Source organism: Aeromonas sp. sif2433 (assembly GCF_019218705.1).
Lineage (GTDB): Bacteria > Pseudomonadota > Gammaproteobacteria > Enterobacterales > Aeromonadaceae > Aeromonas > Aeromonas encheleia.
Window position 1 is genome coordinate 28,634 of sequence record NZ_JAHUXD010000002.1, and the last position, 24,906, is coordinate 53,539.

At 62.1% G+C, this 24,906-nt stretch carries 20 protein-coding genes; 10 read left to right on the plus strand and 10 right to left on the minus strand.

Annotated features, from left to right (window positions below; all coding sequences use genetic code 11):
* Positions 1-460: 460 nt before the first annotated feature.
* The 3 genes from KW825_RS03065 to KW825_RS03075 all read left to right on the plus strand — a co-directional run bounded on the left by KW825_RS03065 (position 461) and on the right by KW825_RS03075 (position 3,031).
* Positions 461-985 carry a hypothetical protein gene (locus KW825_RS03065; RefSeq protein WP_218328188.1) on the plus strand — a complete coding sequence of 175 codons (525 nt, stop codon included), beginning with the start codon at positions 461-463 and terminating at the stop codon, positions 983-985.
* A 402-nt stretch (positions 986-1,387) separates the two neighbouring features.
* Positions 1,388-1,960 carry a DUF4256 domain-containing protein gene (locus tag KW825_RS03070; RefSeq protein ID WP_042654708.1) on the plus strand — a complete coding sequence of 191 codons (573 nt, stop codon included), beginning with the start codon at positions 1,388-1,390 and terminating at the stop codon, positions 1,958-1,960.
* Positions 1,961-2,173: 213 nt separating this feature from the next.
* A complete protein-coding gene (locus KW825_RS03075; RefSeq protein WP_218328189.1) occupies positions 2,174-3,031 on the plus strand; it encodes a nuclease-related domain-containing protein in 858 nt (285 codons plus the stop codon).
* Positions 3,032-3,177: 146 nt separating this feature from the next.
* Here KW825_RS03075 and KW825_RS03080 read toward each other — a convergent pair whose 3' ends face one another.
* The 6 genes from KW825_RS03080 to dapB form a co-directional block, all read right to left on the minus strand.
* The gene (locus tag KW825_RS03080) at positions 3,178-4,347 is read right to left on the minus strand and encodes a DUF1615 domain-containing protein (RefSeq protein ID WP_218328190.1); all 1,170 of its coding nucleotides are present in this window, start codon (positions 4,345-4,347) and stop codon (positions 3,178-3,180) included.
* A gap of 174 nt (positions 4,348-4,521) precedes the next feature.
* Entirely contained in the window at positions 4,522-5,424 is a 903-nt protein-coding gene (locus KW825_RS03085) for a GGDEF domain-containing protein (protein WP_218328191.1), read from the minus strand.
* 188 nt (positions 5,425-5,612) lie between these two features.
* Positions 5,613-7,271 carry a 2-isopropylmalate synthase gene (leuA, locus tag KW825_RS03090; protein WP_218291880.1) on the minus strand — a complete coding sequence of 553 codons (1,659 nt, stop codon included), beginning with the start codon at positions 7,269-7,271 and terminating at the stop codon, positions 5,613-5,615.
* A 552-nt stretch (positions 7,272-7,823) separates the two neighbouring features.
* Entirely contained in the window at positions 7,824-11,048 is a 3,225-nt protein-coding gene (carB, locus tag KW825_RS03095; protein ID WP_042654704.1) for a carbamoyl-phosphate synthase large subunit, read from the minus strand.
* Positions 11,049-11,066: 18 nt separating this feature from the next.
* Positions 11,067-12,203, minus strand: a complete 1,137-nt coding sequence (carA, locus tag KW825_RS03100; RefSeq protein WP_042654703.1) for a glutamine-hydrolyzing carbamoyl-phosphate synthase small subunit — start codon at positions 12,201-12,203, stop codon at positions 11,067-11,069.
* Between the two features lie 650 nt (positions 12,204-12,853).
* Positions 12,854-13,666, minus strand: coding sequence for a 4-hydroxy-tetrahydrodipicolinate reductase (gene dapB / locus KW825_RS03105; RefSeq protein ID WP_218328192.1), 813 nt, complete (start codon positions 13,664-13,666; stop codon positions 12,854-12,856).
* 313 nt (positions 13,667-13,979) lie between these two features.
* Here dapB and KW825_RS03110 point away from each other — a divergent pair, with 313 nt between their 5' ends.
* The 4 genes from KW825_RS03110 to serA all read left to right on the plus strand — a co-directional run bounded on the left by KW825_RS03110 (position 13,980) and on the right by serA (position 18,383).
* A complete protein-coding gene (locus KW825_RS03110; protein WP_218328193.1) occupies positions 13,980-15,326 on the plus strand; it encodes a Na+/H+ antiporter NhaC family protein in 1,347 nt (448 codons plus the stop codon).
* Between the two features lie 127 nt (positions 15,327-15,453).
* Positions 15,454-16,062, plus strand: a complete 609-nt coding sequence (locus KW825_RS03115; RefSeq protein WP_218328194.1) for a 5-formyltetrahydrofolate cyclo-ligase — start codon at positions 15,454-15,456, stop codon at positions 16,060-16,062.
* Positions 16,063-16,287: 225 nt separating this feature from the next.
* The gene (gene rpiA / locus KW825_RS03120; protein ID WP_042654699.1) at positions 16,288-16,941 is read left to right on the plus strand and encodes a ribose-5-phosphate isomerase RpiA; all 654 of its coding nucleotides are present in this window, start codon (positions 16,288-16,290) and stop codon (positions 16,939-16,941) included.
* Between the two features lie 209 nt (positions 16,942-17,150).
* A complete protein-coding gene (gene serA, locus KW825_RS03125; protein WP_042654698.1) occupies positions 17,151-18,383 on the plus strand; it encodes a phosphoglycerate dehydrogenase in 1,233 nt (410 codons plus the stop codon).
* 85 nt (positions 18,384-18,468) lie between these two features.
* On the opposite strand, the gene KW825_RS03130 is transcribed toward serA, so the two are convergent.
* Positions 18,469-18,849, minus strand: a complete 381-nt coding sequence (locus tag KW825_RS03130) for a diacylglycerol kinase (protein WP_218291886.1) — start codon at positions 18,847-18,849, stop codon at positions 18,469-18,471.
* 142 nt (positions 18,850-18,991) lie between these two features.
* On the opposite strand from KW825_RS03130, the gene KW825_RS03135 reads away from it, so the two are divergent.
* The gene (locus KW825_RS03135; RefSeq protein WP_218328195.1) at positions 18,992-20,059 is read left to right on the plus strand and encodes a 3-deoxy-7-phosphoheptulonate synthase; all 1,068 of its coding nucleotides are present in this window, start codon (positions 18,992-18,994) and stop codon (positions 20,057-20,059) included.
* Between the two features lie 393 nt (positions 20,060-20,452).
* Here KW825_RS03135 and KW825_RS03140 read toward each other — a convergent pair whose 3' ends face one another.
* The 3 genes from KW825_RS03140 to KW825_RS03150 form a co-directional block, all read right to left on the minus strand.
* Positions 20,453-21,232, minus strand: coding sequence for an ATP-binding cassette domain-containing protein (locus KW825_RS03140; RefSeq protein ID WP_218328196.1), 780 nt, complete (start codon positions 21,230-21,232; stop codon positions 20,453-20,455).
* Positions 21,219-22,220 (minus strand): vitamin B12 ABC transporter permease BtuC, encoded by a 1,002-nt coding sequence (btuC, locus tag KW825_RS03145; RefSeq protein ID WP_042654694.1) that lies wholly within the window; start codon positions 22,218-22,220, stop codon positions 21,219-21,221. The genes KW825_RS03140 and btuC overlap by 14 nt, the downstream gene beginning before the upstream one ends.
* Positions 22,221-22,307: 87 nt before the next feature.
* Positions 22,308-23,039 carry an ABC transporter substrate-binding protein gene (locus KW825_RS03150; RefSeq protein ID WP_218291889.1) on the minus strand — a complete coding sequence of 244 codons (732 nt, stop codon included), beginning with the start codon at positions 23,037-23,039 and terminating at the stop codon, positions 22,308-22,310.
* 112 nt (positions 23,040-23,151) lie between these two features.
* On the opposite strand from KW825_RS03150, the gene KW825_RS03155 reads away from it, so the two are divergent.
* On the plus strand, positions 23,152-23,508 hold the full coding sequence (locus KW825_RS03155; protein WP_042654692.1) for a DMT family protein: 357 nt from the start codon (positions 23,152-23,154) through the stop codon (positions 23,506-23,508).
* Between the two features lie 58 nt (positions 23,509-23,566).
* Positions 23,567-24,706 carry a type IVa pilus ATPase TapW gene (gene tapW, locus KW825_RS03160; protein WP_042654691.1) on the plus strand — a complete coding sequence of 380 codons (1,140 nt, stop codon included), beginning with the start codon at positions 23,567-23,569 and terminating at the stop codon, positions 24,704-24,706.
* Positions 24,707-24,906: the final 200 nt, after the last annotated feature.

Sequence of the window (24,906 nt, forward strand, 5' to 3'; positions counted from 1 at the left end):
CAATGGCGCCTTGGCCGGTCTCAATCATAAGAGCGCCATTACGCCATTCGTAAGATGCGATTTGCCCCGGATCTCGGTGAGCCTCACCCGGCCTGCTCAGCGGAGGGACGCCATTCAATCATCCCTCGAGGCCAGGGCTCATGTTCCCCCGCCAGCAAGCCGCCATGATGGCCGACGCCTAGCCTTCGCTTGACCGTTGCGGCGAGAAGAGGGCGGCGACCGTGGAATGGACGTCGCCCTAACACAGTCGAAACAACGCAGTAAGCTACTGATATATAATATTTATATTTTTTCACAGGTTTTTATTTCTGCGTATTTCGTTTTATTTTACTTCTTCCCCTCGCCTGCTAGATTGAGCCCCCGACAGGATGCAATAGATGGACGAGGCCGGCCCAGTCCCCCTCGTGCACATTGATGTCATTACCCGTTTTATTAACTGCTCGCTGTTTGAGGTTACTCTATGAAAAAGACCATGATCACCCTGTCTATGTTGCTGCTCGCGGGTGTTGCCCAGGCCCAGGTTCCGGATTTCAGCGCCAGCTGCCCGGGGAATATCAAGGCCCACGCCGAGTCTGGCGTCGTCTCCATCAATGGCAAGAATGCCACCGTCAAGAAATTCAGCCCCACCTATTACGAGGCGAAGTCTGGCAAGACCACCCTCTCCATCATGAACGAGGGTGGACTGAGCATCAGCTACACCGTCAAGCACGGTGGCAACGGCATCTGCCAGACCGAGCAGGCCGCGGTAGCCAGCACGGCCCAGGCCGCCTATAACGGCAGCAACAGCCAGACCAAGCCGGCGGAAAAAGCCTGCCTGAAGGCGGTGGCCAAGGAGAGCGGCGCCGCCCAGAGCTCGCTGGTTATCGACTATGTGGCCGAATCCCAGGCCGCCACCGGCGTCGACATCAAGGTAGCCAACGATGCCAAGCTGTGGCGCTGCGTCAGCGATGCCCAGGGTCATGTACAGGGCATCAGCCGGGGTTAATCGCTCCTGGCGCCAGGCCATCTGACTCATGCCAGACGAATCGTCGACCCTATAGGCAAGACAACCCTTTCCAGTCAGGCCTTAGCGCCGTGCAGATCCAGGGCCCCTTTTTGGGGCTTTGTCATTTCAGGTATTCCCGCCTACTGCAGACAAGTACCGCTCCCCCTCGCGTCAACGAACCCCATCATGGGTTTTGCCAACACTCTCGCTGTGCAAGGGCGTGCCGTTGGCGCCTGCCCCACGGCAACGACTCTGGGCCATAATCTGTCGTCAAAGACACAAGTGGATAGGGTCATGCCGCAAATGCCCCTTCACGGGACGGCCCCATGGGCGCGATGCTATGCCGTATCCACTCTTTATCCACGAGCGGCGAGACGCTCCTATCTCGGAGGACGATGGATCATGAACCTGACCAAGCAGCAGACAGAGGCACTGCTCGCCATCTTGCAGACTCGCTTTGAGGCAAACATGCACCGCCATGCCGGGCTGGCGTGGTCGGCCGTACAAGCCAGGCTGGAGGCGGCGCCCACGCAGTTGCGCTCGCTGCAGGCAATGGAGGATACGGGCGGCGAGCCGGACGTCATCGGCCAGGATGAGCACGGGGCCTTCCTCTTCTGTGACTGCAGCGCAGAGAGTCCCGCCGGGCGCAGAAGCCTCTGCTATGACAGAGCGGCACTGGAGTCCAGAAAGGAGAACCGGCCGGAAGGCAGTGCCATGGAGATGGCCGCGGCCATGGGCATCGACTTGCTGACGGAGTCAGAATATCGGGCACTGCAACGGCTTGGCGGCTTCGATGCCAAGACCTCGAGCTGGGTCAAGACCCCCGCCGACATCAGGCAACTAGGTGGCGCCCTGTTCTGCGATCGCCGCTATGGCCAGGTGTTCCTCTATCACAACGGCGCCCAGTCTTACTACGCCGCCAGAGGCTTTCGCGGCCTGTTGCGGATCCAGGTACAAATCTGCGACAACGACTGAGCCAGTTAAAGAGCGGCACCTCGAGCATTGGGATCAAACTAGGCATGCCTCCGGATAGACTGGCTATTTACCCGCTATATTCCACCAGTCACCACTTCTTGTAGCCGATAAACGGGGTGATACCTTCCGGGCTATCCAGGATATCCCAAGTGCCGCAGCCTGATTACTATCGAGGCTTAACCCTTAAGCAAGCTCCCATGGAGAGTCGATGAAATGGACTTCACTCCCGTCATTACCTTGCTGCTTGCTCAGCTCTGGTATCTGCTGCCACTGTTACTGATTGCCACCGTGATAAAAACACCCTGGTTCAAGGGGATGGTGGGGGAATGGTTTCTCAATCTCTCGATCCGGCTATTTCTCGACAAGCGAGACTACCGACTACTCAAGAACCTGACCCTGCCGACCGAAGATGGCTCCACCCAGATCGATCACATCATCGTCTCCCGCTACGGGGTCTTCGTGATTGAAACCAAGAACATGAAGGGGTGGATCTTCGGTAATCCTGCACACAAGCACTGGACTCAGCAGATCTACCGCCGCAAGCACAGCTTCCAGAACCCCCTGCACCAGAACTACAAGCATGTGATGACGCTCAAGTCCCTGCTGGGGCTGGCGGACCATCAACTCCATTCGGTGGTCTACTTTATCGGCGATTGTACCTTCAAGACGCCGATGCCGGAGAATGTGCTCAACCGCGGCTTTATTCCCTACATCAAGAGCAAAACCACCCAGCTATTGCGCCAGGACGAAGTGGATAGGATAGTCGAGACCATCCAGCGAGGGCGATTGGCCGCCAACTGGCAGACTCATAAACAACATGTGGCACGGCTCAAGGCACGCCATGGCATGGCCCCCATAAAATCCGTGGCACGCAATACATCCTCAGTTGACCATGACAAACGCACCGCTGAGCAAGGCACTATCGAGACCGTCCATGCCGTCCCCGCATGTCCTAAATGCGGCAACCCCATGATCTTGCGTACCGCCAGTCGAGGGGAAAATAAGGGCAACCCGTTTTGGGGTTGTAGCGGGTATCCAAAGTGCAGAGGCATTGTCTCGTCCTCACCTTAGTGACGCTGTCTGAAAGCCAACTGCCTGAACATAGAGAGAGTCATCGCCTCCAACACCCTTGAGCCAACAGACACTCTGCGTTGCTCAAGAGCTACCCCAACAAAAACAAGGGCGGCCATTGGCCGCCCTTGTTTTCCCCTATGTGGTCATTGAATGGCCGCCATGCGCTTGACGCAGCGCTGCTCCCTGTCATCCACCCGCTTGGCGAACCAGGCGGTGGTGAGGTTGCGAGTGATCTTGGGGCTCTTGAGCTGGATGCCGGGCAGCACGGCGCGGGGTTGCCGCTTGCCAGCCTGCTGATCGGCCAAGGTGAAGATCCTGTGGTAGAGGTCGGTCTGGGCAAACTCGGCGCTGTCCCCTGTGCGCAGGCTCTGGTGGATCGCCTGCTTGCTCATGTTGATCCGGCTGGCGATGCCGTGGACCGCGAGCTCGGTGTTGCCGGGCTGGTCGGAGTCGTAGCGGATGAGATCCCCATCCAGCGCCAGGGTCTTGCCGCTCACCCGGCTGACGGCGGCCTGGAAGGCGGCGTTGCGGCTCGCGTACCAGCCGGCATTGAAGTCGGCGAAGCGATAGAGGGTATCAGGGTAATCGGCGGGATAACCGAAGATGTGTTTGGTGCCAAACCAGATGCCGCCACGGCGGGTGAAGACTTCGTGGCGGATGGAATCCTTGACGGGATAAGGGTAGCCACGGGCGTTGGCCTCGGCGAAGGCGATGCTGACCTGCATGGGGCCACCGGTACGCACCGGGTTCATGTTGCCAAACAGGGTCTTGCCCATGGGCACCTCCCCTATCATGTCCTCGAAGATCTCGCTCATCTCCCGCTCGGTACGCAGCTTGTCGATGCGCTCTGCGTAGGACTTGCCGGTGGGGGACTCGATGCCGAGGGCGGTGCGCACCACAAACTCGGGGATCAGCAGCTTGGCCGCCCGCCGGTTGATCTCCTTCCAGGCGATCTTGCCAAGGCCGGGCACCACGGGATCCGCCTGATAGGTCGCCTCCTGCTCCGCCACCGCCAGCACGCTGCAGACGTTGTGATCGCTCACCGCTATGCCCTGGGTCGAGAGCGCGGTCACCACGTCATTGGCCCAGCCCTGCTTGTCGGACACGTTGGCGGGCAGGAAGCGCACTATGCGGCTCTTCATGTCGGCCGGCTTGCGCGGTTGCATGGCCTTGGGTTGTTTGGCCTGTTGCTGAGCGCTGGCGGCGTCCTGCGCCGGGGCTGTCGGCTCGCTGGCACAGCCCGCCAGCAAGGCGGCCATCAGCAGCGGCAGGGCGAGCAGGCGCCCCGTGGAGAAGGAGGAGAGAGGGATCATGAAGGCTTCCGCTAAAGAGACAAGGCGCCGGGCGGCTCGCGCATCATCGATGCAAGGGGGCCCCGAACGCAAACAGGCGGCCATTGTAGTGGATCGGGTGGGCAATCTGAAGGCAGCCGTTCAATCGCGTCCATTTTCGGCTGCCCGTCCCACGGCACCTGTCAGGGCCCGTCGTCACGCCAGCTCAACCCGGTTGCGACCCAGGTGCTTGGCCCGATAGAGGGCGAGATCGGTGCGCCGGAAAAGGGCTTCGACAGCCTCCCCGGCATGGCAGACACCGACGGCTATGCTCACGGTAAACCGCACCCCGTCCCCCGAGACCAGCGCCTCGGTGGCGCGCCTCATCTGCTCCGCCAGGGCATGGGCCTGCTCGGCCGGGGTGCCGGGCAGCCAGAGGGCAAACTCCTCCCCGCCCAGCCGCGCCACCACCCCATTCGGCGGACAGTGCTGGCGCAGCAGGCAGCCGAACTCCCGCAACACGTTGTCACCTATGCCGTGGCCATAACGATCGTTGATCTGCTTGAAGTGATCCAGATCCAGCAGCAGCAGCGGGGTCCCCGCCTCTGCACGGGCCTCCAGCACGGAGCGAAACGAGCGGCGATTGGAGAGCCCGGTCAGTTCATCCGACATGGCAAGCGACGCCAGCCTAAGGTGGGTGCCGTGCATCTGTTGCAGCAACAACAGCACTCCCCAGGCCGTGGCCAGCATGCCGAGGGAGCGCAGGCTGTCTTCGACCGTGGAGAGCCACCAGGGCTGGAAGTAGGCCTCGTCCATCACGTCGATGGCCCCCGAGACGAGCCACACCCCCAGGCCGGCAGAGAGGAAGAAGTAGGTCTTGCTGGAGATCTGGGCGCACTGCACCACCCAGAACATGAACAGCAGGGTCACCACGTTGATGGCCTCGGCCAGGGCACCTATGGTGCGCAGATGATTCTGCACCAGCCTGTCGAAACAGTAAGCATCCAGACTGGCGACCAGCAGCAAGGAGCCCAGCAGGGCAAGGAGGACTAAGCGGCGGCAGGGGGAGAGGGAAAACAGTCTGGCCGGGTGTATGGATAAACTGGGGAGAGTCTTCATCGTCTTTCTGGCTCCTGAACGTCACTGTCCCTATCCCGATGCGACCGCTTTCGGACCGCCAGGCCAGTGCCCATTGTGAGCCGATATTTCCATAAAAAACAATCCCCTCACCACAGGGGCGAGGGGAACTGTGAGCGAGACGAGGATGCGCTGCGCCGGGTCATGCCACGGACACCCTCCCCATGACCTCAGGCACTCTGCCGCAGGGCGCGGATCTGGGCCGCTCCATTGATCACCGCCTGCAGGGAGGCGTTGACCACGTCGCGGCCGATGGCGACCCCGCACATCCGCACGCCATCGACGCTGAGCAGCACATAGGCGGCGGCGCGGGACTCGGTGCCGGCAGAGAGGGCATGCTCCGAGTAGTCGAGCACGTCGATGTGCATCCCGGTCTGGCGCTCCCAGCCGTTGACCAGCGCCGTGATGGCCCCCTCCCCCTCACCACACAGCTGCAACGTGCCGTCCGGGGTTTGCAACTCGAGGCGCAGGCTCTCCTGACTGTCGTGACCGAGCTGGAAGCGGCCGATGCGATAGCCGTGCAGCGGCTCGAGGTAATGCTGCTCGAACAGGGCGCGGATCTGCTCGGGGCTGATCTCGCTGCTGCTCGCCTCCGCCTGGGCCTGCACCCGGCGGCTGAAGTCAATTTGCAGCCAGCGCGGCAGTTGCAGGCCGAGATCTCGCTCCAGCAGGTAGGTGACGCCCCCCTTGCCGGACTGGCTGTTGATGCGGATCACCGCCTCGTAGCTGCGGCCGAGATCGGCCGGGTCTATGGGCAGGTAGGCCACATCCCAGAAGGCATCGGGTTTGGGGGCCGCCAGGGACTTGCGGATCGCATCCTGGTGGCTGCCGGAAAACGCGGTGTAGACCAGCTCCCCCGCGTAGGGGTGGCGCGGATGCAGGGCTATCTGGGTGCAGGCGCCCACGGTGGCGACGATGGCATCCATGTCCGACAAGTCCAGCTCGGGATCTATGCCCTGGCTGTAGAGGTTCATGGCCATGGTGACTATGTCCATGTTGCCGGTACGCTCACCGTTGCCGAGCAGGGTGCCCTCGATGCGATCGGCCCCCGCCAGCACCGCCAGCTCGGCAGCGGCCACGCCGCAGCCCCTGTCGTTGTGGGTGTGGATGGAGATGCTCACCTCGGGGCGCGCCTTGAGGTGGCGGCAGAACCACTCCACCTGATCCGCGAACACGTTGGGGGTGCTCACCTCGACCGTGGCGGGCAAGTTGAGGATCATGGGGCGGGCGGCGGACCGCCACTCGTCGATCACCGCGTCGCACACCTCCACCGCGAACTCCACCTCTGTGCTGCTGAAACTCTCGGGGGAATATTGGAAGCTCCACTCGGTGCCGGGGTTGCGCGCCGCATGCTCGCGTACCCAGCGCGCCCCCTGCACGGCGATGGCCTTGACCCCCTCGCGCCCGCTGTTGAACACATAGTTGCGCTGGGTCGGGTTGACCGAGTTGTAGACGTGGACGATGGCGCGCCTGGCCCCCTTGAGCGCCTCGAAGGTGCGGGCGATCAGATCTTCGCGGGCCTGCACCAGCACCTGTATGGTCACGTCGTCCGGGATCAGGTTGCGCTCGATAAGCTCCCGCACGAAGTCGAAGTCGGGCTGGGAGGCGGCCGGGAAACCCACCTCGATATGCTTGAAGCCCACATGGACCATCAGCGCCCACATCTGCAGCTTCTGGGCCACCGTCATGGGTTCGACCAGCGCCTGGTTGCCGTCGCGCAAGTCCACGGCGCACCAGAGCGGCGCCTGCGTCATCACCCGGTTGGGCCATTGACGGTCCGCCAAGGCGATGACGGGAGCGGGGCGGTATTTGCGGTGATCGAAGCTCATATTCAGATTCCCTTGGCTGATGTCCTTGAGGCGCGGCGCCGTTGCGGGCGGTGAGGATGAGCAACGACGCGACTGGGCAGGCAAGCAGACGGGGTAAGGAGGGGGAAGCGGGCTGGCGCGGTAACGCTGGCCCTGACGGTTGCGCGGGTGGTAACCCCACAACCGGTTTCCTGTGGCCCTTCTTGATAAGAGGGGCCGGCCTGCGCTGCCGGATAAGCAGCTGGCCCTGATCCTCGCACCCCGCTGTTGCAGGCGCAGACGACCTTATGTGATGAGAAACCAGTATATAGAGGCGGGGCGGGTGAGTGATTGCAAAGATTGCGAGTAAAAGTCACAAAGGCGCAATCATTGTGTTTTTTATGCCATTAAAAGGGCGAATATATCCCATCAAGGACGATATTCCCTCTCCCCTGCTCACCTCCGCCTCCATGCCAGAGGGCTGACCAGCCCGGCCAAAAACAAAAACCCCGCCATCGCTGGCGGGGTTTTTCAGGGTTCGCGTGTCTTGTGCAAAGAAGGAGGGGAGACTCCCCTGCCCTTGTTGCGCAATCCTTAGCGGTTTTTCACCTTCTGGTGCAACTCTTGCACCGAGTTCACGTTGGCGGTGGCATCGACGCTGATGGCCATGCAGGTGGCGAACGCCTCATTCAGGGTGGTGGTATAAGCCACCTTGTGCTGCAAGGCCGCGCGGCGCAGCTGCTTGGAGTCCTGAATCGCCACCCGCCCTTCGGCTGTGTTGACGATGTAGGTGTACTCGCCATTCTTGATGCGGTCCAGGATGTGCGGGCGACCCTCGTGCACCTTGTTGACCAGGCGCGGGTTGATGCTCGCCTCGCCCAAGGCGACGGCGGTGCCGTGGGTGGCATCCAGCTCATAGCCCAGCTCCAGCAGCTTGGCGGCGAGATCAACGACCTGCGCCTTGTCGCTGTGACGCACCGACAAGAGGGCGCGGCCCTCTTTTGGCACGGCGTGGCTGGCACCCAGCTGGGCCTTGGCATAGGCCTCGGCGAAGCTGCTGCCCACCCCCATCACCTCACCGGTAGAGCGCATCTCTGGCCCCAGCAGCGGATCCACGCCCGGGAACTTGGCGAAGGGCAGTACCACCTCTTTCACCGAGTAGTAAGGCGGGATGATCTCGGTGGTAAAGCCCTGGGATTGCAGGGACTGACCGGCCATGACACGGGCGGCGATCTTGGCCAGCGGCGCCCCTGTCGCCTTGGAGACGAAGGGCACGGTACGGGCGGCGCGCGGGTTCACCTCGATGAGGTAGATGTCGTTTTCCTTGACCGCGAACTGCACGTTCATCAAGCCCACCACGCCGAGCTCAAGCGCCAATTTCCGTACCTGCTCGCGCATCTCGTCCTGAATTTTCTTGGACAAGGTGTAGGGCGGCAGGGAACAACCCGAGTCACCGGAGTGAATACCGGCCTGCTCTATGTGCTCCATGATGCCGCCGATGACCACATCGACGCCGTCGCAGATGGCGTCCACGTCCACCTCGGTGGCGTCATCCAGGAAGCGATCCAGCAGCACTGGCGATTCGTTGGAGACGCTCACCGCCTCGGCGAAGTAGCGGCGCAGGTCGGTCTCGTCATAGACGATCTCCATGGCGCGGCCACCCAGCACGTAGGAGGGGCGCACCACCAGCGGGTAGGTGATCCGCTCGGCGGTCAGTACCGCCTGTTCCAGGTTGGTGACGGTGCCGTTTTCCGGCTGCTTGAGGCCGAGGCGCTCGACCGCAGACTGGAAACGCTCGCGGTCTTCGGCGCGGTCGATGGCATCCGGGCTGGTACCGATGACAGGCACGCCGTTCGCTTCCAATGCCCGTGCAAGCTTGAGCGGGGTCTGGCCGCCGTACTGCACGATGACGCCCTTGGGCTTCTCGATGCGCACGATTTCCAGCACGTCTTCCAGGGTCACCGGCTCGAAGTAGAGGCGGTCGGAGGTGTCGTAATCGGTGGAGACGGTCTCCGGGTTGCAGTTGACCATGATGGTCTCGTAACCGTCTTCGCGCAGGGCCAGCGCCGCGTGCACGCAGCAGTAGTCGAACTCGATGCCCTGACCGATGCGGTTCGGGCCGCCGCCGATGATCATGATCTTGTCACGATTGGTCGGGGCCGCCTCGCACTCCTCGTCATAGCTGGAGTACATGTAGGCGGTGTTGGTGGCGAACTCGGCCGCGCAGGTATCGACCCGCTTGTAGATCGGGAATATGTTGTGGCGGGCACGCAACTTGCGCACCTCGCCCTCGGCCACGCCGAGGATCTTGGCCAGCCGCGCGTCGGCGAAGCCCTTGCGCTTCAAGGCGCGCAGAAAGTCGGCATCGAGGCCGGCCATGCCGCGTTCTCTCACCTGCTCTTCCAGCTTGATGAGATCTTCTATCTGCACCAGGAACCAGGGGTCAATCTTGGTCAGCTTGAAGATGCCGTCCATGGAGAGACCGGCGCGGAACGCATCGGCGATGTACCAGATCCGGTCGCAACCAGCATCCTGCAGCTCGTGGCGGATGCGGGTCAGGGAGTCAGGGGCATTGAGGTCGACCATGGGGTCGAAGCCGGTCTTGCCGGTCTCGAGGCTGCGCAGCGCCTTGTGCAGGGACTCCTGGAAGTTGCGGCCTATGGCCATCACTTCACCGACGGATTTCATCTGGGTGGTGAGACGGTCGTTGGCGCCGGCAAACTTCTCGAAGTTGAAGCGCGGCACCTTGGTGACCACGTAGTCGATGGCCGGCTCGAAGGAGGCCGGGGTGCGACCGCCGGTGATGTCGTTCATCAGCTCGTCCAGGGTGTAACCGATGGCGAGCTTGGCGGCGATCTTGGCGATGGGGAAACCGGTCGCCTTGGAGGCCAGCGCGGAGGAGCGGGACACCCGCGGGTTCATCTCGATGATGACCATGCGGCCATCTTTCGGGTTGATGCCGAACTGGACGTTGGAGCCACCGGTCTCGACCCCGATCTCGCGCAGTATCGCCATGGAGGCGTTGCGCATGATCTGGAACTCCTTGTCGGTCAGCGTCTGGGCTGGCGCGACCGTGATGGAGTCACCGGTGTGGATGCCCATGGGGTCGAAGTTTTCGATGGTGCAGACGATGATGCAGTTGTCGTTGCGATCCCGCACCACTTCCATCTCGTACTCTTTCCAGCCGATCAGCGACTCATCGATGAGCAGCTCCTTGGTCGGCGAGAGATCCAGACCGCGCTCGCAGATCTCGACGAACTCTTCGGTGTTGTAGGCGATGCCGCCACCGGAGCCACCCATGGTGAAGGAGGGACGGATGATGCAGGGGAAGCCGACCATCTGCTGCACGCCCCAAGCCTCTTCCATGTTGTGGGCGATGCCGGCGCGCGGGCACTCCAGACCGATGCTCTTCATGGCGATGTCGAAGCGGCGGCGATCTTCCGCCTTGTCGATGGCGTCGGCGGTGGCACCGATCATCTCGACACCGAACTCGGCCAGCACGCCGTGCTTCTCCAGATCCAGCGCGCAGTTCAGCGCGGTCTGGCCACCCATGGTGGGCAGCACGGCATCCGGACGCTCTTTCTTGATGATCTCGCGCACCACTTCCCAGGTAATGGGCTCGATGTAGGTGGCATCGGCCATCTCGGGGTCGGTCATGATGGTGGCCGGGTTGGAGTTCACCAGGATGACACGGTAACCCTCCTCGCGCAGGGCCTTGCAGGCCTGGGCGCCGGAGTAGTCGAATTCGCAGGCCTGACCGATGACGATGGGGCCGGCGCCGAGGATCAGAATGCTCTGTAGGTCGTTACGTTTTGGCATGGTCTCTCTCTTTTCCTCTTAGGCGCGATACTGCTTGATCAATTCAATAAAGTGGTCGAACAGACCGGCACAGTCGTGCGGGCCCGGGCTCGCCTCGGGGTGACCCTGGAAGCTGAAGGCCGGACGGTCGGTGCGGTGGATGCCTTGCAGCGACCCGTCAAACAGGGAGACGTGAGTGGCGCGCAGGCAATCCGGCAGATTGTGCTCATCGACCGCGAAACCGTGGTTCTGGGCGGTGATCATCACGGTGTTGTCATCCAGGCTCTTCACCGGGTGGTTGGCACCGTGGTGGCCGAACTTCATCTTCATCGTCTTGGCACCGGAGGCCAGACCCAGCAGCTGGTGGCCCAGGCAGATGCCAAACACCGGGGTGTTGGTATTCAGGAAGGCCTTGATGGCCTCGATGGCGTAGTCGCAGGGCTCGGGATCACCCGGGCCGTTGGAGAGGAAGATGCCATCCGGATTCATCGCCAGCACCTCGGCGGCCGGGGTCTTGGCCGGCACCACTGTCAGGCGGCAGCCACGGTCCACCAGCATGCGCAAAATGTTGCGCTTGACGCCAAAGTCGTAGGCCACCACGTGGTATTTGAGCTCATCGGCCGCCGGGGTGATGTGTCCCTTGCCGAGCTGCCAGCTGCCTTCGGTCCAGGCGTAGGCTTCGCTAACCGTCACTTCCTTGGCCAAGTCCATCCCCTTGAGACCGGGGAAGGCGCGCGCCTGCTCGAGGGCGAACACTTCATCAGCCTGCTTGCCGGCCAGGATGCAACCGGCCTGGGCACCCTTCTCGCGCAGGATGCGGGTCAGTTTGCGGGTGTCGATGTCGGCGATGCCAACGATGTTGTGAGACTTGAGGTAATCGGAGAGGGATTGCTGACTGCGGAAATTGGAGGCAAGTATCGGAAGGTCCCGGATGATCAATCCCTGTGCATGGATTTGACTGGACTCTTCATCTTCGCTGTTGGTGCCGGTGTTGCCTATATGAGGATAAGTGAGGGTGACTATCTGACGGGAATAAGAGGGATCGGTGAGGATTTCCTGATAGCCCGTCATCGACGTGTTGAAAACCACTTCACCAACGGAACATCCCTCGGCGCCTATCGACACGCCTTTGAACACAGTTCCATCTTCCAGCACTAGCAATGCAGTGTGATTCAAGACAACCTCCAGTTATTTAGCTTTAAATTCAGCAATTTACCTGGGTGTTGCGGGTCCGGACGCTGTTTGAAACAGGGCTCAAACCCGGCAGATTTCTGGCAAATTGGGCGCATTCTACTTAAAAACGATCGCATTTCAACGTCTTTTCTCGTTTTAAATGCATCTAAATTCAATAAAAAAGCAACATTACCCATTATCTATGCACTTGATTGCTTTGCAACCCCCTCCCGCAAAAGAAAAGCCAAAACCTGCTGCAAAAGCGGCACCCTGTGCCACTCAAAGTACAAAAACTAATATTTAAACCTTACAAAACAACTATCTACGATTTACAAAAAAAACTCACCAGACATTAAAAAGGCCATTTTATGGCAGAAGATTGACAGATAAAAATAGAAAACGTTTTTCTGGTTTTGAATTTTTAGTCTTTTTTGCGTCATGTAAAAAAATGCGGGTACAGGGGAGATTGAGACCCTATCCCGTTACCCTTTGATGACATCTGCGCAATGAGGGCGGGAGGGGGATTTGATAAAGGTGGGATTTAGGCTTATTCGAAGAAAAATTGATGTGTAACCATCATTTATACAAAAAGGTACAAAAAACCCCGGCGCACCGGGGTTTGGCAAGATCTCGCGCGTAGCGCGCCCGGCCCCTTACTTCAGGTTGAGCACATCCTGCATGTCGTAGAGTCCGGCGGCTTGGCTCCTGAGCCACTTGCCCGCCCGCACCGCGCCATTGGCGAAGGTGAGACGGCTGGAGGCCTTGTGGCTGATCTCCACCCGCTCGCCGATATCGGCGAACATGACGGTGTGCTCCCCCACCAGATCGCCGGCGCGAATGGTGGCAAAACCGATGGTGTTACGATCCCGCTCGCCGGTGATCCCTTCGCGGCCATAGACGGCGCACTCTTTCAAGTCACGTCCGAGCGTCTTGGCCACCACCTCCCCCATGGAGAGCGCGGTACCGGACGGTGCATCCACCTTGTGCCTGTGGTGCCCCTCGATGATCTCGATGTCGGTGTAGTCCCCCATCACCTTGGCGGCCTGCTCCAGCAGCTTGAACACCAGGTTGACACCCACCGAGTAGTTGGAGGCGAATACGATGCCGATCTGGCTGCCGGCCTGTTTCAGGGCGGCCTTGCCGGCCTCGTCGAAGCCGGTGGTGCCGATCACCATCTGCTTGTGGTGCGCCTGGGCGAACGCCAGGTTGGCCAGGGTCACCTCGGGGCGGGTGAAGTCGATGATGAGATCGAACTCATCGCGCACCTTGTCCAGGCTGTCGCTGATGCTCACCCCAAGCTTGCCGAGCCCGTTGAGCTCACCGGCATCGAGCCCTATCACGGCAGAGCCCGGCCGCTCCAGCGCCGCACCGACCACGGCGCCCTCGGCGTTGGTGATGGCCTCCAGCAGCACCTTGCCCATACGACCATTACAGCCCATCACGGCCACACGGATCGGATTGTCCATCTCCACCCTCTCATCTGTTTTTATGGAAAGATGACCGTTTTACCAGCCTGCGCACCCTTTGAAAAGCCCGGCGTGGCCGTCGTTATGAAGCCAACGAATAGACGGTATTTTTAATAAAATCCGAATATCAAACAGATTTAATTAAAAACACAGAATCACAACACAAAAACAGTTATCCATCTGGACGTCTATCTTGACCGACAGGCCCCGACTCACTACTGTGGGCGCCCCATAGCGGCAGGAAGCCCGCCACGCTCACCCATTATCCGGGCTGGCTGCGACAGGGAGGTCATGTTCAACCACAGAGGAACACATGATCCAGACCCAACCCAGTGCCAGAGCCCTGCTGCCCCTCCTGGTCTTTCTCGCTCTCTTCATCGGTACCGGTACCTGGCTCACCCTGCAGGGGGTCGAATTCGCCTTCTATCAACTGCCCGCCCCCGTGGCCGCCCTGCCCGCCGTCATGCTGGCGCTGATGCTGGGCAAGGAAGGCTTCAACCGCAACCTTGAGACCTTCTTCAAGGGGGTGGGTGACAGCAACATCATGGCCATGTGCCTCATCTATCTGCTGGCGGGCGCCTTCGCCACCGTGGCCAAGGCCACCGGCGGGGTGGATGCCACCGTCGCCCTCGGCCTCTCCCTGATCCCGGGCTGGTTCCTGCTGCCGGGTCTATTCCTCATCTCCGCCTTTATTGCCACCGCCATGGGCACCTCCATGGGCACCATAGGGGCAGTGGCACCGGTGGCGCTCGGGGTCGCCCAGGCGACCGGCATCGATCCCGTGCTGATGGCGGGCACCATCCTCTCCGGCGCCATGTTTGGCGATAACCTCTCCATCATCTCCGACACCACCATAGCCGCGACCCGCAGCCAGGGCTGCGAGATGAAGGACAAGTTTCGCGAGAACGTCAAGATTGCCGCCCCCGCCGCCGTGCTGGTGATCCTGCTCTACCTGCTGCTGGGCTCCACCGGGGAGGCCCCCGCCGCCACCGCCAGCGCTGACTTGTTCAAGGTGATGCCCTACCTGCTGATCCTGGTGCTGGCGCTGGCCGGCATGAACGTGTTCGTGGTACTGGGGCTGGGTATCCTGGCCGCTGGCGCGGTCGGCATGATCAGCGGTTATCCCCTCGGCCAGTTCAGCAAGGATATCTATCAGGGCTTCACCAGCATGCAGGAGATCTTCCTGCTCTCCATGCTGATCGGCGGCCTCGGCGCCCTGATGGAGCGCCAGGGTGGGCTGGCCTGGATCAGCGCCCGCATCGCCGCCCTCATCGCGCGCTTCACCCGCGCGCACGATGGCGAGCAGAACGAGAAGGCGGCCGAGCTCGGCATCGCCGGGGTGGTGGGGCTGACCAACCTCTGCACCGCCAACAACACTGTGGCCATCATAGTCGCCAGCAAGGTGGCACGGGATCTGGCCGAGCAGCACGGCGTCACCCCGCGCCGCGCCGCCTCCATGCTGGATATCTTCTCCTGCGTGGTGCAGGGCTTAATCCCCTGGGGCGCCCAGGCGCTGTTGCTCGGCTCCATCTTCGCACTGTCGCCGCTCTCGGTGGTGAGCATGAGCTTCTACCCCATGGCGCTGGCGCTGGCCGCCATAGTGGCGGTGTTCGTCAAGCACCAGCTGCGCGCGGCGGCCGAGCCGTCGGCACAGGCCTAAGCCACCTCCCCTGGCCGGGCACGCGCCCTGCGTGTCCGGCCAGATGCCAACCTGTCCCCTCCCGCTTTTCATCCCGTTTTGCCCTTGTTAAGGTAGCCTCAGAGCCCAACCCCTCACAGGAGCCCCCATGCCAGATCATCAGCCCGCGCATCCCGATGAGCGACAGAGTCTGCGTCAACTCATCCGCCAACGCAGAAAGAGCCTGAGCCAGGCCGAGCAACAGGCGGCGGCCCAGCAGCTGGTCCTTCGCTTCCAGCAGCATACCGAGATCCTGGCGGCCAGACGCATCGCGCTCTATCTGGCCAACGACGGTGAACTCGATCCCCTGCCGACCATTCACTGGCTCTGGGCCCAGCAAAAAGAGGTGTTCCTGCCGGTGCTGCACCCCTTCACCCCGGGTCACCTGCTGTTCCAGCGCTATACCCCCACCAGCCCCATGACCCACAACCGCTACGGCATCGCCGAGCCCGAGCTCGACATGCTCCAGGTGGTGCCCCACAGCACGCTCGACCTTATTTGTACCCCGCTGGTGGCCTTCGATGCCGGGGGCAACCGGCTCGGCATGGGGGGGGGTTATTACGATCGCACCCTCGCCTGCTGGCACGAGCACCGGCTCGGCCCCAAGCCCCTCGGCCTCGCCCACGACTGCCAGCGGGTGGATGCCGTGCCGCAGGAGCAGTGGGACGTGCCGCTGCCCGAGATCATCACCCCCGCCCGCTGCTGGCAGTTCTCCTGACTCGCCCGGCTCCTCATTCGCCCGGTCGGCGCCGGGCGAATGAGGCCAAACAGCGGCCCGGCTGATGCCCTCAGTCGCCGTCGGCCGCATTTGCTCGTCCCTATGACCAATAAACAGGCAAACGATTTACATCTTGGGGCTTTTTGGCCCGGAACGTGAGCGCCAAGGTCGCTCTGGGGCGGATGCTTGGATATAATGCGCCCGCTTTTTCCATAAGGATCCATCATGACTCAAGATGAAATGAAGAAGGCGGCCGGTTGGGCTGCGCTCAAATACGTGATTCCCGGCACCATAGTCGGGGTCGGCACCGGCTCTACCGTCAATCACTTCATCGACGCACTGGCGACCATGAAGGACGAGATCAAGGGCGCGGTATCGAGCTCGGTTGCCTCCACCGAGCGCCTCAAGGGCCTCGGCATCACCGTCTATGACCTCAACGACATCGATGCCCTCAGCGTCTACGTGGATGGCGCCGACGAGATCAACGCCAGCCGCGACATGATCAAGGGCGGCGGCGCGGCCCTGACCCGCGAGAAGATAGTGGCGGCCGTGGCCGACAAGTTCATCTGCATCATCGACAACACCAAGACGGTCGAGGTGCTCGGCACCTTCCCGCTGCCGGTGGAAGTGATCCCCATGGCCCGCGAATACGTGTCCCGCGAGATCAAGAAGCTTGGCGGCAATCCTGTGTGGCGTGAAGGGGTGGTCACCGACAACGGCAACATCATCCTGGACGTCAAGGGCATGGCCATCGAAGATGCCAAGGGGCTGGAAGTTCAGCTCAACGGCATAGTGGGCGTGGTCACCAATGGTCTGTTCGCCCACCGTGGCGCGGACGTTGTGTTGATCGGCACCCCGGATGGGGTTGTGACCCAATAATCACAGCATGAATGGATGACGGCGCCCGATGGCGCCGTTTCTATTTATGGCTCAACAAGTTGCCCGTCCCCGTCTACAACAAACGTTGAAAACTTCAAAGAATTTGACTTTCGTCACAAATATTCCCTCTCCCACACGTTTTTGCTACTTTACGGTTTTCTTCACACGCCATATCCGCACTCATTCTTTGCACATATAGAGGGATCGTCATGACTGCCAAGTTTTCGCTGGAAAAGGACAAAATCAAGGTACTGCTGCTGGAGGGAGTCCATCCCAACACGGTAGAGACCTTCCGTGCAGCCGGTTACACCAGTGTGGAATATCTCAAGACTTCCCTGTCGGAAGAGGATCTGATCGAGCGCATTCGTGACGTACACTTCGTCGGCCTGCGCTCGCGCACCCAGCTCACCGAGAAGGTGCTGGATGCCGCCGGCAAGCTGGTCGCCATCGGCTGCTTCTGCATCGGCACCAACCAGGTCGCGCTCGACGCCGCCCATGTGCGCGGCATTCCGGTGTTCAACGCCCCCTTCTCCAACACCCGCTCCGTGGCCGAACTGGTGCTGGGAGAGATCCTGCTGCTGCTGCGCGGCATCCCGGAGAAAAATGCCAAGTGCCATCGCGGCGTGTGGGAGAAGCTCGCCAACCGTTCGGTGGAAGCCCGTGGCAAGAAGCTCGGCATCATCGGCTACGGCCACATCGGCACCCAGCTTGGCATCATCGCCGAGATGATCGGCATGAAGGTCTACTACTACGACATCGAGAACAAGCTCTCCCTCGGCAACGCCATCCAGGTGCCAAATATGGTGGAGCTGCTCAACATGTCTGACGTCATCAGTCTGCACGTGCCTGAGACCGCCTCCACCAAGGATCTGATCGGTGCCGAGCAGCTGCGCATGATGAAACCGGGCGCCATCTTCATCAACGCCTCCCGCGGCACCGTGGTGGACATCGAGGCCCTGGCCGACGTCATCAAGAGCGGCCATCTCTCCGGCGCCGCCATCGACGTCTTCCCGAGCGAGCCCAAGTCCAATGACGAGGAGTTCCTGACCCCGCTGCGCGGCCTGGACAACGTGATCCTGACCCCGCACATCGGCGGTTCGACCCAGGAAGCGCAGGAGAACATCGGGCTGGAGGTGGCCAACAAGCTGGTCAAGTACTCCGACAACGGCTCCACCCTCTCCGCCGTCAACTTCCCGGAAGTCTCACTGCCGGGCCACAAGGGCTCCAGCCGGCTGCTGCACATCCACCGCAACCAGCCGGGCGTCATGAACCAGATCAACCAGATCTTCGCCGAAGAGGGGATCAACATCGCCGGTCAGTACCTGCAGACCAGCAGCCATATCGGTTACGTGGTGATCGATGTGGAAACCGAGCACAGCGAGAAGGCGCTCGCCAAGCTCAAGGAGATCAACGGCACCATCCGTGCCCGGATCCTGCATTGATGGCCTGAGCCCCTGCGCTCAGCCAACAAAAAGCCCGTCTCGATGACGGGCTTTTTTCATGTCAGGAGGAAGCTTGCTTCGCAAGCTACCACCAGCCGAGCAGATTGCGGCCAATCAAGGCGCCCCACACCAGGGCATTCAAGCCTAAGGCGATGAAGACGGCGGCGGAGCCGAGATCCTTGGCACGCCCCGACAGCTCGTGATGCTCGGAGCCGATGCGGTCCACCACCGCCTCGATGGCGGAGTTGAGCACCTCGACGATCACCACCAGCCAGCTGATGACGATAAGCAGCAGGATCTGATTGAGGGAGTCACCGAGCCAGCAGGCCAGCGGCATCAACAGCAGCACAAGCACCAGCTCCTGGCGGAAGGCGGCCTCGTTGATCCAGGCCGACTTGAGCCCTTTCATGCTGTAACCGGTTGCATTGATGATGCGGGTAACCCCGGTCGCACCTGGCTTTGCCACGATAACTACCTCATTTGAAATGGCTTTTGGGCCCACATCCTAACAGAGCCCGCCAAGGTTTCCATCCGGCGTGTTTTGCTTTATTTTATCCCCTTGCATTTTTGGCATCCCTATCCACGCCACCACCCGAGAATTGAGTCGTATGTCCATTCACACCGATGAATTGCGCACCCGCCGTCTGGAGTCTTTGATCACTCCGAGCGAACTCGCGCACGCCTTCCCGATCAACGACCGCATTGCCCAGAACCTGCTGGATGCCCGCCGCGATGTAGAAGCCATTCTGGCCGGTGAGGATCAGCGCCTGCTGGTCATCGTCGGCCCCTGCTCCATCCACGACCCGGCCGCCGCCCGCGAATACGCCCAGCGCCTCAACCAGCTGCGCGAGCAATACAAGGCGAGCCTCTGCATCGTCATGCGCACCTATTTCGAGAAGCCGCGCACCATAGTCGGCTGGAAGGGGCTGATCAACGATCCGCGCCTCGACGGCAGCTTCGACGTCAACTCGGGGCTGAAACTGGCCCGCCAGCTGCTGGTGGACATCAACGCTATGGGCATGCCCACCGCCACCGAATTCCTCGACATGGTGACCGGCCAGTACATCAGCGACCTCATCACCTGGGGCGCCATTGGCGCACGCACCACCGAATCCCAGGTGCACCGCGAGATGGCCTCCGCCCTCTCCTGCCCGGTCGGCTTCAAGAACGGCACCGACGGCAACACCCGCATCGCCATCGATGCGGTGCGCGCCGCCCGCCACAGCCACATCTTCTATTCCCCGGACAAGGACGGCAAGATGACCATCTACCGCACCGCCGGCAACCCCTATGGCCACGTGATCCTGCGTGGCGGCCACAGGCCGAACTACGACACCGCCAGCGTCGACGAGGCCTGCGAGGCCCTGGCCGATGTCGGCCTGCCCGAGCGGCTGGTGGTGGACTTCAGCCACGGCAACAGCATGAAGGATCACCGCCGCCAGCTGCTGGTGGCGCAGGACATCTGCGATCAGCTGCGCCGTGGCCGCACCGGCATCGCCGGCATCATGGCCGAGAGCTTCCTGGTGGAAGGGCGTCAGGACGTGGAGAATGGCTGCGCCGCTACCTTCGGCCAGAGCATCACCGATGCCTGCCTGTCGTGGGAAGACACAGAAACCCTGCTGGCCATGCTGGCCGAGGCGGCGCAGGTACGGTTGAACAAAGCAAACCTGCGGTAACGGCTGCGTCATCACCCTTCAGCCAGCGCATCACCGATGCCTGTCTATCTTGCGTGGACCGACACCGAGACCCTGCTGGCCATGCTGGCCCAGGCGGCGCAGGTGCGGCTGAGCAAGCATTCAAGCTAAGCAAGCGGCTCAATACGAAAGGGCCAGGCATCATAGATGCCTGGCCCTTTCTCTTTTCCGGCTCACCTCACCGCAAGCTCTCGCTGCGGCGTGAAGCTGCTGTCGTCATTGTCGTAGGGTGGGTTAGCCGCGCAGCGGCGTAACCCACCACTCGTACCTGTTTTGCCCGGCGAACCCAGATACATTGGACTTCGCTGTCGACCAACGTTGGGCTTCGCTGTTAATCAACGTTGGGCTCAGCACCAACCTACGCCAAGCCACCCCTCACAGGCTCGGCATAAACCAGACCCGGCCACCGGCCTCGATGCGATCCGTCCTTATCTGGAACACCCGCTCCAGCAGGGCCTCGTCGATAAGCGCGATCCCCCCCTCGCTCACCAGCCGCCCCTGCTGCAAACAGAGGATGCGATCCGCCCAGTCGATGGCCAGGTTGATGTCGTGGATGGCGAGCACCACCAGCAAGCCCTGCCGGGCCAGGCTCTTGAGCAGGCGCAGCAGCGCCAGCTGATGATGCAGATCCAGCCCTGCCAGCGGCTCGTCCAGCAGCAGCACCCGCCCGTCCGGGTTGAGGCTGGGCCACAGCTGCAGCAGGGTGCGGGCGATCAGCACCCGCTGCTGCTCGCCGCCGGAGAGGCGGCTGAAGTCCCGTGCCAGCAGCGCCTCCAGTTCGAGCGCCTCGCACAGGCTCACCACCGCCCGGTTGCGCACCTCGGGCTCAGTGCCTTCATCCAGCCCCAGGCTCAGCACCTGGAACACCGGGATGTGGAACAGCTGGGGCTGGCGCTGGGGCAGCATGGCGCGGCGCCTGGCCAGCTCTGGCCAGCTCAGGTCGGCGATCGCCTCCCCGCCGAGCCGCACCCTGCCCTCGGCGGGCAGTATGCCGGCCAGGGCGCCGAGCAGGGTCGACTTGCCGCTGCCGTTGGGGCCGAGCAGGGCCACCAGCTGGCCGCCCTGCCAGTCGAGATCGAGCGGCGCCAGGCGCGCGGGAATGCTGAGGCCTCGTGCCTCGAGCAGGGGGGATCCAGCCAGATCAGGCATCGGCATCTTGCCTCAGTAGCAGATAGATAAAGAGCGGGGCCCCGACCGAGGCGGTGATGACGCCGATGGGCAGCTCGCCGGCGCTCAGCACGGAGCGGGCCAGCAGATCGGCGCCGAGCAGCAGGGCGCCGCCCCCCAGCGCCGAGGCGGGCAGCAGGAAGCGCTGATCGCTGCCGCCGCACAGCCGCAGCAGATGGGGCACCACCAGGCCGACGAAGCCGATGACGCCGCACAAAGAGACCGCGAGGCCGGTGAGCAGGCAGACCGCCAGCACCAGTCGCACCCGCACCCTGTCCACATCCAGCCCCATCAGCCGCGCCTGGGCCTCCCCCAGCAGCAGCTGTTGCAGGGCCCGCCCCTGCCAGCAGAGCCAGCCGAGGGTCAGCGGCAGCACCAGCCACCACCAGGCCAGCTGCTGGCTGCCATAGGAGAGGCTGCCCATCATCCAGAACATGAACTCGCGCAGGGAGCCATCGTCGGCGAAGTACATCAGCCAGGTCATGGCGGCGTTGGTGAGGATGCCGATGGCGACCCCGAACAACAGTAATTTGGTGTGGCCGAGCCTGGCCCGCCGCGCGAGGCGGATCAGCAGCATGGTCACCAGCAGGGCGCCGCCGAAGGCGGCCAGCGACAGCCCCCAGCCTGGCAGGTAGACGCCGAGGGATTTCGCCACTGCCATCGCCACCATGGCCGCGAGTCCGGCCCCGCTCGACACGCCGAGCAGGCCGGGCTCGGCCACCGGATTGTGCAGCATCACCTGCAGCACGGCGCCGCCACAGGCGAGCGCCGCCCCCGCCAGCAGGGCCAACAGGGCCCGCGGCAGGCGCAACTCCAGCAGGATGCGCTGCTCCAGCTCACCCAGAGGGTGCCAGGGCAGCAGCAGGAATTCCCCCCAGGCGAGGGAGAGCAGGAACAGCGACAGGACGAGCAGCGACAGGACGAGCAGCCAGCGGCGCTGCCAGCGCTGCTGGCGATGGACGAGAGCGAGATACACAGGGGATCCCCGGAGTGAGACAAGGGCCGGCTCCGAGTCGGGAGCAGGCGCGAAAGGTGCATGATAACAGCGAGTTGCCACCCGAGGTCAAGGATGGTAAGCCCGTGCCAGCGCCTCTATCTCGCCGCTGGCGATCATCTGCTGCAGCGCCAGCGCCAGCGGCTGCCTGAGGGGTTGATGGGGTGAGTGCTTGCTCATCCCCAGATAGAGCATCACAGGGTGCGGCGGGCGATAGGCCGCCTTGATGAGGCCGGCCTCGTTGTGCTGGCGCAGGGCGTAGTCCACCTGGCAGTCGGTGCCTATCATCAGCGGCAGGTGGCCGCGCGCCACCATGCGCAGCAGCTGATCCTCGGTCGGCACCCCGTGCTTGTCGAGCCGCTCGTCACCGTCGAAGGCGGCGAAATAGGCCGAGTTGAGTACATAGCCCACCTCCTGCCCCTGCAGATCGTCGTAGCGGTGCAGGGCGGAGACCGCCGCGGCCTTGCCGTAGAACGCCGGGCGACACTGGTAGTAGGCCGGTTGCAGGTAGTCGATGAAGGCGGCCCGCTCCCGGGTATGGGCCAGCCCTATCATCAAGTCGGCCTGACCGCTCTGCATCTGCTTGAGGGCCCGTCCCCAGGGCACCCGCTTGATCTCCAGCCGGATGCCGCTGCGGGCCTGCAACTGGCGCAGGATATCGATATCCAGGCCCTGAAATTCCCCATCCTGGCCGAGCATGCGAAACGGCGGCCAGACGTCGGTCGCCACCGTCAGCGTCGGCGCTCCCTGCGCCAGGCAACTAAACAGCAGACCAAGCACTCCCCAGCTTGCCTTGCCCATCCCTGTCCAACCTTTGTTGTGCCATCCTTGTGAGCTAAAAATACCCCTTGGCCCCACTTATGGAAACCCGCAAAGAAGAGATAAAATGCGATTGATTTTAAAGGAGAACCTAATGAACCCAATCATCACCAGCATAGGCCTGCTGATCTGCAGCAACGTCTTCATGACCTTCGCCTGGTATGCCCATCTCAAGAGCATGAATCACAAACCCTGGATCATCGCCGCCCTGGTGAGCTGGGGCATCGCGCTGTTCGAGTACCTGTTGCAGGTGCCCGCCAACCGCATCGGCCACACTGTGCTGACGGTCGGCCAGCTCAAGATACTGCAGGAGGTGATCACCCTGACGGTCTTCGTCCCCTTCTCCATCTTCTATCTGAAAGAGGACCTGAAGTGGGACTACCTCTGGGCCGGGCTCTGCATCCTGGGGGCGGTGTTTTTTGTGTTTCGCGAGAAACTCACCGGTGCCTGACGCTATACACTCAACCACATCGATAACCACCGCATCCCTTTGAGCGACGAGGCAAAACATGGAATTGCGAGACATGCTACAGACGCTGGCCAGCCAGGATGGCTCAGACCTCTACCTCTCCACCGGTGCGCCTCCCTGCGCCAAGTTCAACGGCGCCCTGCGCCCCCTGAGCGAGACCAGCCTGGAGCCGGGTGAGGTGGCCAGGATCGCCGCCGATCTCATGGACTCGGAGCAGAAGCAGCAGTTCGAGAAGGAGCTGGAGATGAATCTCGCCATCTCCCTGCCCCAGATAGGGCGCTTTCGGATCAACATCTTCAAGCAGCGCAACGAGGTCTCCCTGGTGGCGCGCAACATCAAGACCGAGATCCCGCGCTTCGAGGATCTCAAGCTGCCCCCTGTGCTGCTCGACACCATCATGGAGAAACGCGGCCTGGTGCTGTTCGTCGGCGGCACCGGCTCCGGCAAGTCCACCTCGCTGGCGGCGCTGATCGACCATCGCAACCGCAACCACAGCGGCCACATCATCACCATCGAGGATCCGGTGGAGTTCGTCCATCGCCACCGCAAGAGCATCATCAACCAGCGGGAGGTGGGGGTGGATACCCGCAGCTTCCACGCCGCGCTGAAGAACACCCTGCGCCAGGCACCGGATGTGATCCTGATCGGCGAGATCCGCGACCGCGAGACCATGGAGCATGCGCTGGCCTTCTCCGAGACCGGGCACCTCGCCATCTCCACCCTGCACGCCAACAACGCCAACCAGGCGCTGGATCGCATCATCAACTTCTTCCCGGAGGAGCGCCGCCCCCAGCTGCTCAACGATCTGGGCAACAACCTCAAGGCCTTCGTCTCCCAGCGGCTGGTGAAGACCACGGATGGCGGCCGGCGGGCGGCGGTGGAGGTCATGCTCGGCACCCACACCATCCGCGACCTCATCAAGCGTGGCGAGTTTGGCAGCCTCAAGGAGATCATGGAGAAATCCAGGGCGCTCGGCATGGTCACCTTCGACAGCACCCTGTTCGATCTGGTGGTCGAGGGGGTGATCGACGAGGAGGAGGCGGTGAAGAACGCCGACTCGGCCAACAACTTGCGCCTCAAGATCAAGCTGTGGCAGGAGAAGGGCTCTCTCGCCAACAGTGCGGATGCCAGCGGCTGGAGCCTGGAGCCCACCAAGGATGACAAGGACGAGCTGTTCTAGTCAGGAACTGCCCCTCCCCCGTGAACACATAGCCGCCATGACGGCTATGTGTTCAACAACGGCGTCGCTGACGCCCCACCTCTGCGCACGCCCCTTTACTCTCCATACGCCCACTGGGCGCGCAATCCCCCTCTCGGCAGTGTCGCTCGCTCACATAAATGACAAAAAAATCAATTTGAATCCCGAGCTCGCATGAAAGC